General features: G+C 60.9%; 6 protein-coding genes. 2 read left to right on the forward strand and 4 right to left on the reverse strand.

The features are described from left to right. Window positions 1–2: 2 nt before the first annotated feature. Window positions 3–1,088 (forward strand): hypothetical protein, encoded by a 1,086-nt coding sequence (locus AC1D02_RS12870; protein WP_477317396.1) that lies wholly within the window; start codon window positions 3–5, stop codon window positions 1,086–1,088. Here the strand turns inward: AC1D02_RS12870 and AC1D02_RS12875 are convergent. Beyond that, window positions 1,085–2,887, reverse strand: a complete 1,803-nt coding sequence (locus tag AC1D02_RS12875) for a serine/threonine protein kinase (RefSeq protein WP_477317398.1) — start codon at window positions 2,885–2,887, stop codon at window positions 1,085–1,087. The genes AC1D02_RS12870 and AC1D02_RS12875 overlap by 4 nt on opposite strands. Window positions 2,888–3,082: 195 nt before the next feature. Between AC1D02_RS12875 and AC1D02_RS12880 the strand changes: the two genes are divergently transcribed. Further along, on the forward strand, window positions 3,083–4,384 hold the full coding sequence (locus tag AC1D02_RS12880; RefSeq protein ID WP_477317400.1) for a dicarboxylate/amino acid:cation symporter: 1,302 nt from the start codon (window positions 3,083–3,085) through the stop codon (window positions 4,382–4,384). Between the two features lie 60 nt (window positions 4,385–4,444). On the opposite strand, the gene AC1D02_RS12885 is transcribed toward AC1D02_RS12880, so the two are convergent. Genes AC1D02_RS12885 through AC1D02_RS12895 form a run of 3 tightly spaced genes read right to left on the reverse strand, consistent with a single transcriptional unit; the run spans window position 4,445 to window position 11,692 of the window. Beyond that, window positions 4,445–5,908, reverse strand: coding sequence for a hypothetical protein (locus AC1D02_RS12885; RefSeq protein ID WP_477317402.1), 1,464 nt, complete (start codon window positions 5,906–5,908; stop codon window positions 4,445–4,447). 19 nt (window positions 5,909–5,927) lie between these two features. Next, window positions 5,928–8,519 (reverse strand): phospholipase D-like domain-containing protein, encoded by a 2,592-nt coding sequence (locus tag AC1D02_RS12890; protein WP_477317404.1) that lies wholly within the window; start codon window positions 8,517–8,519, stop codon window positions 5,928–5,930. A 5-nt stretch (window positions 8,520–8,524) separates the two neighbouring features. Continuing rightward, a complete protein-coding gene (locus AC1D02_RS12895; RefSeq protein WP_477317406.1) occupies window positions 8,525–11,692 on the reverse strand; it encodes a type VI secretion system Vgr family protein in 3,168 nt (1,055 codons plus the stop codon). Between the last annotated feature and the right edge of the window lie 32 nt (window positions 11,693–11,724).

An 11,724-nucleotide genomic window follows, 5' to 3' on the forward strand; every position in this document is an offset into this window, starting at 1 on the left:
CGATGGGATTGCTGACGCAACTGCGGGCAAACCGGCGCGCGGCGGGGCTGGTGGCCGAGCGTCTTGCCGCGCGCGGCCACGGCCGATGGGACGTGATCCTGCGCCTCGCGCCGCAAGCGGCGGCCCTGCGCGCCTGGCGAAAGCTGGCGTATGCGGTGAACGACGGCGTGCTCCAGCGCTCGATAACGCCTTTGCGCTTCCGGCGCTTCGTCGCCGCGCACGGCAAAGAACTGGACGGCAGCTTCTTCGTCATCGTGATGCCGGACACCCTGCACTTCCTGCTGCCTTGCCTGCGGCTGGCCGCTCCGGACGCGCGTATTGTGCTGCTGTTGAACGGCGCGCGCCAATGGGAAGCGGACCTGCTGCGCGAGCGCTTTCCGCATATGCCGCAGTTCCGCGTGGCGGCGCTGCCCAATTCGAGCGTCGGGCACGGCGCGATGATCAATCTGCTGCTGCAGTGCTGCGAGCATGACTTCGGCCTGCTCGACCACGACCTGTATTTGTTCGATCCGTCGATCTTCGCGCAACTGCGCTTCGAAGAGGACGAATTCCTGCTTTGCCTGTTCAAGGCCGCCAGCGAAGATGGCCGATGGAATTACCCGCTCACGCATTTCCTGTATTTCCGGATCGGGATGTTCAAGCGGCTGATGGAACAATATGGGGTGGGAGCGCAGGCCTATCGCACGGCGCCGGCGTCGGCGCGCAGCCGGCTCGCGAGCCTGGGACTGGGCGACGGCGAGACGATGAAGAGCTATCACGAGTTCTACGACACGCTGCATGTCCTGCTGGCTCTTGCGTATGCCGACGGCCTGGCCTTCGCGCAGGTCGAGCCGGGCATCGCCGACAGCGTCTATCACATCGGCGGCACCAGCATCGGCACCCATCACACCAAGGACCTGATCCAGCTGTACACCCACCTGCGCTTCGTCGAATTGTCCGGCGAGCCGCTGCTGCGGCGGAACTACGCGCGGCTCGCGGCGCCGTTTACGTCAGCCGACGAAGTGCATCGCAAGCTGCAGGGCACGGCGCACGACTTCCAGCAGGTCGCGCTGGTCGACCGGCTGGTGGCGAAGCTGCAAGGCGCCTAGACGCAGGACTTGCGCAGTTCCTGCACCTGCGCCTGGCGCAGCTTGTCGATCGCAATCAGGCTGTTGGAGGCGGCGAATTCCTCGTAGCGTTTGGCGGCCAGCCCGAGATAGCGGCAGGCGGCCCCGGTCTGATTGGCGCGCAGCGCCACTTCGGCGGCGCTTTGCCAGGCCTGGGCGCTTTTCCGCAGCTTCGCGATGTCGTTCGGATCTCCCTCGTACTGCGCGAGCAGTTCCGCCAGCGCCGGTTCGGCGGCGGCGAATGCCTGCGCCGCGGTGCCGCGCGGCTGGATGTGCGCTTCGAGCAGCGTGATGCGCGCGTCGCGGGCGTCGCCTTCGAGCTTGTGCAGGGCCGCCAGCGTCTGCACGGCGTCGCGGCCGTGGCGCTGCAGGTTCTGCACGTGCGCGCGCGCCAGGTCGATCTCGATCAGGCCGGCCTTCAACGCGGCGTTGGCTGGATCGGCTTGCAATTGGGCGGCGTAGGTCTTGCGCGCCGCCGCGTACTCGATTTCGGCGCCGGGGTAGTCGGTGGCGGCCGTCAGGGCGTTGCCGATCGCGGTATGGGCGTCGGCGACGCCCAGCGCATCCTGCGCGCTGCCTGCATTTTTGGCGGCGATCATTTCGCGCATGGCCAATTCCTTGCGCAGCGCGGTCAGCCCGTCCTGCGGCTCTGCCGGGGCTGCCGCCGGCAGCGCGGCCGGAGCTGGTGATTTGGCCGCGGCCAGCACCGCCGCCGCGCGCTGCTCGGCCGCGACGCGCGTCTTGTCCGATTCGAGCGCATGCCAGACCGAGGCGCCCGTGAGCCCGACCAGGGCGACGGCGGCGATGGCCATCAGCGCGCCACCTAGCGGACTGCGTTTCTGCCCGCGGCGGCGATCGACGCCCAAGGGCGCCGCTTCCACCTGCTCATTTGCGACGAAGCGTTCGAGGTCGACGGCCAGGGCGTCTGCCGATGCATAGCGGCGCGCGGGGTCGGCGTCGAGCGCCTTAAGGAGGATGTCGTCGATGTCGCCGCGCAGTTGCGCCGCCAGCTTCGCATCGGGCTTGAGAAGATCGTCGGGAGCCAACTCCGGCAGCGGCGGGTAGTGGCGCTCGGCCGCCTGGGCGACCGCGTCGGACGCGCGCATCAGGGCCGGACGCCCCTTGGCTGGAATGATGCCGGCCGCCTCCGCCGCGTTGGGCGAGCGGCCGCTCAGCAAGCCGTACAGGATCGCGCCAAGCGAATAGATGTCGGAACTGGTGGTCAGCGGCAGTCCGGCCAGCTGCTCCGGGCTGGCGAACAGCGGCGCGACAGTCCATGAGGTGGCGTCGCCGGCGTCGGCCAATATCACCTCGCCATCGGGGCGAACCAGGATATGGCCAGGCTTCAGGTCGCGGTGGATGTGCAGGTGCTGGTGCGCGTGGTGCATCGCGCGGCAGGCCTTCGCGAACAGCGCGGCGCGCTGCTTCAGGTCGAGCTTCATCTCGGCGCAGTAACGGTCGATCGGGACGCCGTCGCCGCGATCGGTCGCGAAGAACGGGATGGCGTCGGCGACGCTGGCAGGGTCTGCGACCGGGGCCACGGAAGGTTCGACCTGGCGCGGGAGCTCGTCGGCTTCATCGGTGCGGCCTTCCACCAGCTCGAGCGGCGCTTCGAGGAATTCGTCCAGCTGTTCGATGCGGGCCAATAGTTCTCGCACCAGCGCGAGCAGTTCGGGTTCGCCGGCGCACGCGTCGGCGATGAATTGCTGGCGTTCCGCAGGCGGCAGGTCGAGCGCCCGGTACAGCAGCGCGTTGGCGGGTTCATGCAAGTGTTTGATCATGGAATGGTCGCCGTTCGGGTTGCAGGACAGATGCAAGGAATCAATTTTCGTTAGCGTTGAGTATATTTTGACAATTCGAACTGCACAACCGATTTCCGCGCTGGGGGGGTGCGTTCTTGTGGAAATCCACAATTGCCGGTCGTGGCGAATTGGGTAATCATGCATACACTACTAAAACACCCACGCGAGACAGCCATGAAAAAACCGTTCTACAAAATCCTGTACGTCCAGGTCCTGTTCGCCATCCTGTGCGGCGTCCTGCTCGGCGTGTTCTATCCGAAGCTCGCCGTCGACATGAAGCCGCTTGGCGACGGCTTCATCAAGCTGATCAAGATGATCATCGCGCCGGTGATTTTCTGCACCGTCGTTGCGGGCATCGCCGGCATGCAAGACATGAAGAAGGTCGGGCGCGTGGGCGGCAAGGCGCTGCTGTATTTCGAGGTGGTGTCGACGTTCGCGCTGGCGATCGGCCTGGTCGTGGCCAACCTGATCCGTCCGGGCGCCGGCTTCAACGCCGATCCGGCCACCCTGGACACCAAATCGATCGCCGAGTTCACCGCCAAGGCCAAGGCGCAGAGCACGACGGACTTCCTGCTGAACATCATTCCGAACACCTTCGTCGACGCATTTGCCAAGGGCGAGATCCTGCAGGTGCTGCTGATCGCGATCCTGTTCGGCGTGTCGCTGTCGCTGCTGGGCGAGCGGGGCAAGCCTGTCACCAAATTCATCGACGACTTGTCGCACGCGATTTTCGGCGTGGTGGGCATCATCATGAAGGTGGCGCCGATCGGCGCGTTCGGCGCGATGGCCTTCACCATCGGCAAGTTCGGCATCTCGTCGCTGCTGCCGCTGATGAAGCTGATGGGTTCTTTCTACCTGACCTGCGGCCTGTTCGTGGTGGTGGTGCTTGGCGCGATCGCCTGGTGGACCGGTTTCTCCATCTTCCGCTTCATTTCCTACATTAAGGAAGAGCTGCTGATCGTGCTGGGCACCAGTTCGTCGGAAAGCGCCTTGCCGGCCTTGATGCGCAAGCTCGAGAAGCTCGGCTGCTCGAAGTCGGTGGTGGGCCTGGTCGTTCCGACCGGCTACTCGTTCAACCTGGACGGCACCAACATCTACATGACGATGGCGGCGCTGTTCGTGGCGCAGGCAACCAACACCGAGCTGACCATCTGGCAGGAGCTCACGATCCTGGGCGTGGCGATGCTGACGTCGAAGGGCGCGTCGGGCATTACCGGCGCCGGCTTCATCACGCTGGCGGCGACCCTGGCGGTGGTGCCGACCATTCCGGTGGCCGGCATGGCGCTGATCCTGGGCATCGACCGCTTCATGAGCGAGTGCCGCGCGCTGACCAACTTCATCGGCAACGGCGTGGCGACGATCGTCGTGTCGAAGTGGGAGCGCGAGCTCGACCACGACCAGTTGGCGGCGGAACTGAAGCATCCGTCGCATCTGGAAGAAGACAAGGAAATGTTCCCGGTGCGGGAAGCAGCTTAAGATTTTTCGCCGCTGTATGCGAAGGTGGGGTCAGGTTCGGCGAACCTGACCCCATATTTTTTATGGTTTTTTCTTCTGTTCTTCGGGGAAGACGTGGGACGCGTGCGCGCTGGTGTTGAAAGCCTTCTCGAACTCCGCTTCCGTCTTCCAGCGTTCCTTGCCGTCTGGCGTCCCGTACACCAAATCGGCATAGTCAATTGGCACCTTTCCCTTAATCAGTCTGTTTGCCCGATTCCAGCTGACTGCGACCAGCACTGGTTTGCCGGTTGTATCGATATCGTAGACCCGGTGAAACACCTGATGCGCTAGCAACGCGACATGGTGCGTGCTAAGCAGGTTGTCATCCACATCGGGCTTCGGTCCCGGGCGCGGCTGGCGCCAGTCTTCGATCGTGATGACGCGCACTACCTTTCCCTTGGAATCCACCTGTTCGTGCCGCAGCACGAATCCGTCAAGCATGTAATACCGATGACGTGAGATGTTCTCGTTTGGCCTGAAAAACTCGAATAGCTTGATGATGTGGCTGTCGACATAGGTTTGGCGCCGTCGTTCGTACTTGTAAATTAGATCCGGGTTGTCCAACACTGCTAATGGAACCGGGGGATTTGTGAACGTGTAGGTCGAACCCCGCCAATGGCCGAATGAATCCACGACTGTGTTTGCCGAATTATTCTCCCATTTCCCCAAGTTGGACCCAAAAATTACAGTGACCCCGTTTTTTGAGTCCACATCGGCATTCCCTAAAGGATCGTCGGGGCCTGGGCCCAGCCGAAACGGGCTATATTTCTCCACCCATGACCCGTCCGCTGCTCCTGAATGCCCAAGCGCCAGCAGCGTCGTCGAGTCACCCATGTAATCCGCATATTTGTATCTCCGCCAACTGTCTCGAATGTCCGGCGCGCCTTCAGGACACACTTTTGTAACGTTCGGAGCAACTGCCATAATGACCCGATTCTTCTCATCGTACCGCCGACACATCAAATCAACCGCAGCCTGGTTCGGCCGGTCGAAGAAGGCCTCGGATAAGCGCTCGAATCGCCCTTTAGCGTCGTAGAAATACATTCTAACTGCGAACACGACACTGCCAGGCGGGAATCGTGAGAGTAATTCGTGTGTTGCGATGTATTCCTTGGTGACCGGTTTAAGCCTGGCGACTATGTCCGGATCTCCTGAGCCTGGCGCCCACCAACTTTCAACACGGCACACCCGGAAATTGCCTTTGCCATCCGGCTCGTAATATGAGACTGAGTTGGTTGTCTGCGAGTCAAAGCGCACCGTCCCAGTTTTTTTCAAAAGATCGAGAGGCAAAGGGACTGGATACGCAGGATCATGCCCAATTGTCCTCCCTTCAAAATCTATTTGCTTTACCTGCGTGTATCCAACCAGAACTTTTACCTCTCGGCCCGGCGGTCGAAGCCAATGCTGCAAATCGTTGCACTCTGCCAGTGCAGGTTGCGCCGTGGAGGCTGTGATCAATGCGCAAATATCTCGAATCGCGCGGCAGGTATTGGGGAAGGTTTTCATTCGTCGTCTGTAAATTAAATTAGCCTATATCAACCGAAACCGCAGTGGCTTTGCTGGGGTCGCCACTCACGGAAGCATCCCTCCCCCAATGCAGGGGAGCTGCGACAAAAAATCCGACAACCAACCTACTTAGATGATCTATCGCCGATGCCACGTCATGCACAGTCCCATCAGCGTAAAGTTGCTGTCGCATTGCGTAACTGCGCTCGTCCAACGCGGACAATTGATGCTGGAGTAACTTCTTAGTCATAAAAGCTGGTTGTAGGGCGGGGGGAATCACGCCTCCGGCGCTTTTCCCCGACGGACTTTTCAAGTCACCTACTGGCGACCGTATTCGTTCCCTTACCCGCTTTTGGTAAGTAGCATTAGCCTTAACAGATTCCTCCCTGGTTCCCCTTGACAAGGTGTACTCGTCACGATGGAAGTTTTCCACCGACTGCGTCCACAGTTGGGTGTCCCCGACGCTATAAAGGGGCGGGTATGGCAAGGTATAGAATTTCCGGGACGCGACCTCCTCGAACTTGGTCATATGATTACGCGGCGTATGGCTAAAAACAGCCTCGTAAGCCTTCGAATTATCGAGAGCAATCTTTTGAATCGCCTTCACCACGACCGGATCGCAGGGTCGCTCGAGAATCTTTATCCAGCTAACTTGACCTGCCCTTGCTATCTTTTCCTGATCCATGATCACTCGGGGAGGGTGTGTGATGGGAGTCGGCACTAGTTTCTTCGCCCGCACTGCACGAGTAGTCGAATCGAAATAACCGGTCGCCCCCTGCTCCCCGCTGTCGACCAAGAATCCAAAATGTTTTCGCCACAGTTGCTGCCGCAACTCCCGTGCGAATTTTCGCGTTTGTACTTTGAGACCCGGCGCCCCCAAGTCCCGCAGCTCCACGCCTTCTGTGTCGACTACGACCGCCGCAATCTCGGTGTCGCCATTTCCCGTCAAGCTGCGATCGTTTGTATTCGCCGAGCCGACAATCGCTACCGCGTCGTCGACGATGATCAATTTTGAGTGAATGTAAATCTGTTCGGTGACCACATATCGTCCGATCTCCCTGGCAAAGTCCTCATCGAACGTTTTTGGATCCCGAGCATAAAGGACCGTCGCTCCGTAATTGCGCATGTTAAGGACGGTCAGATACTGAATCCACTCCTCTGGGTCACGCTTCTTTGCTTGAAGTGAACGTTTGATCCGGTTGATCAGACTTTCGCTGCCGTGCATAATTGTGGCCATCGCCAGCCAGTGCTGCTTCCACACCGCTTCCTCGCTCATCATGCCTTCCGGGTGTGTGGGAATCACGAGGTAGACATGGAAGGGGTTTGCAGGCTGAGCGCGAATATGCTGGTCAATCCGTTTCCACAATTCGTCGACGATAGCGTTCTTGAAACCGTCGTCTTCATTCCCAATCTTGCGCGAGTCGACCTTTCCGACCCGCCCAAAATTCGAGATAAAGAATTGTGTTTCGATGTAGATGTAGTTATCCGCGCTACGAATGCAGTTGACGACCGCCTCGTGGATGTTCGACTGGTGTGAATCGCACCAAGTTTTCAGTTGCGCCTGCCAGATATGACGATCGCGCCTATCCGGGTGCAACGATAGATCTTCCGGCGTGTGCCCCTCCATTCGCAAATGTGCCGAGGAAACCGAGCGGACGATCTGTACTTGGGCGCCCCCCTCCCGGCACGTTTGTGCCGCCGCCAAACGGTTCCAACCACCAATTTCATTGAGCCATTTTTCGGTAATTCGATATCGAACCAATTCGCCACGCCATTGTTGGCCGATTTCATTCAGGCGCGAATTCCAGCGCCTCACAAAATTCCGATGGATGTCCACCACGGAAGGCCCATCGATCTTCACGTGCACATCTTGCCATGGCATTCGCGGCTGACAGCCCTCGTCAAGAAGGAATTTTCCGTATGGGCTTACGAGCTCATATTTTTCGATCTTCTTACTCTCAATGGTAGTGACCTCACGCAGCTTGACCTGACACGGGTTGTACATATCGTTGAGGGCGTGACGCTCAGGATCGATGACGACATCGAACTCGGGAGTTTCCCAACGCCCGTAGCTTAAGTCGATTCCTCCAAGGAAGCCAACGCGGCCATCGACGACTACGAACTTTTGGTGGTGCGAATACTCGTGACTATCATTTTGGGCGGACGTAGAAGGCTGCGCGACAACATGTACGGACCCGGGATATTCGACTCTGTTCAAGGCATTGAGCCGATTCATCACCAAGGAGTCATAGGTGCCTGGCACGGAGTCCTTGATGGACATGTAAAGGAGAATCCGAATATGCACTTTCTTCGTGCTGATGATGTATCGGATGACATTGTGCAGACGGCCAGGGTAATCCTTAGCGCCTCGGCTGGCTAACTCGACATCGCATGCCATCTGCCAGTCTGCGATCCAGATGAAGCTCTCAGCGGCAAGCATTGCCGCGTGGATCTGTTCCATCGCCTCGCTTCCGCACGACAGCATTGATACTTTGTTGCCAGCACGCGGAATCGAAAATGGTCTTTGATAGCAGAAGTAGTGTCCGGTATCGAAGAGCTTGGTTTCGTCGTGCAAGGAAAGAAGAGATTCCGGTGGAAGCATCAGTGTCATAGTCGTCACGCCTTCGTGGCATCGCAAGGTTTTGAATCAATATGAGAGTCGAAATCGTGCTGGGCCCGTTGAGTGAAGGATTTAAGGTGTTCGTCGTCCAACTCTGACGCGGAATGAGCGTAGTTGAGTGAGTCCAGAATCCGACGCTGCCTTTTCTCTGCATCGTTCGCGGTCACACTTGTAAACGTCAGCTGAGTGGCATTCGGACCGCTCACGAGCCACACATCCCGAGGATGCTGCATGACTTCCGTCCAAATAGCCTTCTTTTGCTCGACGGTTAGCACGCAGTTTCCTTCGGCGTCGCTTGTGCCTTTCGCCAGCACCCTGCGCCAACGCTTCTCGTTCAAAACGTCCTTTTCCCTCGATCGGGTCAGTACGATGCTCCACGGTCTATCGGCTAGGGCTTTACCATGCGCCCCGGGAATGTCGGACAGCACCAGCGCGAAATTTATCTTGGCAATCGGTGGCGTGCTGTTCGGAAGAGTCGGCAGCCGGTAGCTCATCTTCGCGGGATCGTTGAATTTCTTCATGCCGGCGTGGACGGTGATTTTTCCGGGACACTGCACCGTGATGTTTCCGCCGGCGATGGTGATGTTCGCTCCGCCCGCTGTCGACAAGCTGATGCTCTTCGCGGCCGCCCAGTCGATGTGCGAGTTCGCGCTGATCACGTTGATTTCTTCGCGCGCCTGCAGCTTGAGCTGGTCCGACTGCGCCTGGTAATCGACTGCTTCCTTCGCCGCGATCAGCTGCAGTCCGACGCTGCCCTCGCCTGCTGCCACGGCGCCGGCCAGCACGCCGAGCGCCTGGCCGCACTGCGCCCGCATCTGCCCGCCCGACAGATATTGCGCATCGGCGCCGCTCATGATCGTCACCGTCTCGCCATTGGCCAGCTGGACATCCTGCCCGGCAACCAGGCCGAGCCCTGCTCGAGCGGCAATGCCGATCAGCGATGCGTTCGGGTGGGGCACGCCGCCGCCCGGAAGTTCGTGGGTGGCGGCGAACGCCGACGACATCGCCTTCAACGGCGCCGCGGCATCATCGAGCGCACTGGCATTCGGCTTGGCGGCACCCAGGTGGCCGGCAAGTTCAACCGTCAGGTGCGACTTGGCTGCTGCACTGAAACTCGCCGCAACCTTCGTCGCGTGTTGCAGCAGCGAGTTCGCCGCCGCGTTCTCTCCCGCCGGCTCGCGCGCATCGCGCGAGTGACTGATCTTGTAGCTCGAAACGAGCAGCCCGGCCCCCGCCCGCACCGCACCGTAAGCATCAGTCCGAAGTTCGGCCCCGCTGCCACGGAAGCTGCCGCGATAGTTGTCCACGCCATGGATCAGGTGTCCCAGATTGAGTTCGCTCGCGGCCTGCGTGCTCTTGAGCTGCACCCGGCCATAGCCGTCGGTGTCGTCGAACAGCAGCTGGTTGTAGCCACGACCGCCCAACTCCTTGCTGCGAATGCCCCACTGCGCCGACGGATTTCGATGCCCCGCGCTGTCGGACGAGGCGCCGTGCCACACCGGGCTGTTGCCGCCGGCGAGGTTTCCCTGCCCACCTCTGAAATGATCGTGGGCCTTTGCAAACACGCCGACGTCGCTGTTACGATCCACCTTGCCGCCGGGCGTCGGCAGCACGCCGCCTTCGCCTTGCCCGTTGTACAGCGCGCCGACGATCACCGGACGGTCGATGTCGCCCTCGATGAACTTGACCAGGACCTCCTGGCCGATGCGCGGCAGGAACTGGCTGCCTGTGCGCGGACCGGCACTACGCTGCGCGACGCGCACCCAGCAACTGACGTTCTCCTGCTGCCAGTGAAACCGAACGCGCACTCGCCCGAGGCGATCGCAATAGATTTCATCCGCGCCGTTCGGTTCATCGGATCCGTCGGCGCCGACCACAATCGCGCTCTGGCTGCCCTGCGCGGTGGGACCGAGGGAAGTCGCCGGCCGCCAGGGCCGCTCCGCCGCGATCGCCTCGAAGCAGTTGGCATAACCACTGCGCTGCGCTTGGTCGACGGCCTTGTCGAACTCGGCGAGGCCCACAGCACTCAACGATTCGGCCAGCAATTCCGCCACGCCGCCGAACAGCTTCTGCAGTCCAGTCTTCGCAGTAACCGGCAGATTATTCACCCCGAAGCTCGCGACCCGCAGCACCACGACTTCAACGCCGTCGCGATATTGCTTGATCGGGACGCCGCTGATCCCGAGCCGCGTTCCCGCGCGCAGCGTGCGCACCGTCGAGCGGCCCTGCCACATCAGGCCGCGCGCCTCGTGCGCCTCCATCGACATTTCCGCATAGCGCCGCGCCAGGTGCGAGTTCGGATAGGCGGATTCGCCGGGACAATCAAAGCTCTCGACGGCCTGCGCCTTCTTGCCGCCGATCGGGAACTTGGTCGGCACGCTGATGGCGACGGATTGCCTGGTCTTGTAGTGGTAGCTGAGCGTGGTGACAAGGGCCGGCCCGAGCGTGCGATCGACCTGAAGATACTGGATGCTGTCGCTCTTTTCCAGCGCACTCGCGGCGTGATAGCGCACCGGGCCGCTGGCGTCCCGGGGAACCGCGCACTCGCGGCTGCTGTCGGAAAACAGCACCATCCGCTCACTGCCCTCGTGCGATTCGAAACGCCACGAAATTCCCTCGGCGGCCAGCAATCGGCTGACGAAATCGAAATCGGTCTCGCGGTACTGGGCGCAATAGCTGCGCGGCATGGCGTCGGCGATGAAGCGGCCCACTTCCACGCTCCATCGCCAAGACGCGTGCGGTTGATACTTGGCGAACACCGAGTCGATGATCTCGACCACAGTGCGGTCCGCCCAGGCACGGCTGTTGGTGACCTGGCTGAGCAGCCAGATCCAGGGCGCCAGCCGCAGCCGATGGCGCGACAGCCCGCCGTCGCTTCCCAGCGTCGCCACCTGGCAGATGTGCCCGCCGAATGCAACGCGCGTGCCATCGGCCAGGCTGATTTCCAGGCTGGCCTGCCTGCCGAGCAGCGCTGGGGCGTCGAGTTTTCCGCGGGTGGACAACGCGATCACGTCGCGGAATCCGATCCCGTTCAGCGGATCGTCAGCCGCGAACGCTTCGACGAGCAGGCTGGAACGGTCGGGCAGCTTGAGTTCGTACAAGCGCGTCCGGCTGGTGAATTCGGACAACGCGGCAAGCACTTCGCCTGCAAGGGAAGAACGCATCTGGGGGAGCCTTCGCGGGTAGCGGTTCGGAC

The organism is Massilia sp. P1_C10, assembly GCF_056406475.1.

Bases quoted from the DNA above. Each gene is read 5' to 3' on its own strand.
- AC1D02_RS12880 (WP_477317400.1), top strand. From the start codon at position 3,083: ATGAAAAAACCGTTCTACAAAATCCTGTACGTCCAGGTCCTGTTCGCC.
- AC1D02_RS12895 (WP_477317406.1), bottom strand. From the start codon at position 11,692: ATGCGTTCTTCCCTTGCAGGCGAAGTGCTTGCCGCGTTGTCCGAATTC.
- AC1D02_RS12875 (WP_477317398.1), bottom strand. From the start codon at position 2,887: ATGATCAAACACTTGCATGAACCCGCCAACGCGCTGCTGTACCGGGCG.
- AC1D02_RS12885 (WP_477317402.1), bottom strand. From the start codon at position 5,908: ATGAAAACCTTCCCCAATACCTGCCGCGCGATTCGAGATATTTGCGCA.
- AC1D02_RS12890 (WP_477317404.1), bottom strand. From the start codon at position 8,519: ATGACACTGATGCTTCCACCGGAATCTCTTCTTTCCTTGCACGACGAA.
- AC1D02_RS12870 (WP_477317396.1), top strand. From the start codon at position 3: ATGGGATTGCTGACGCAACTGCGGGCAAACCGGCGCGCGGCGGGGCTG.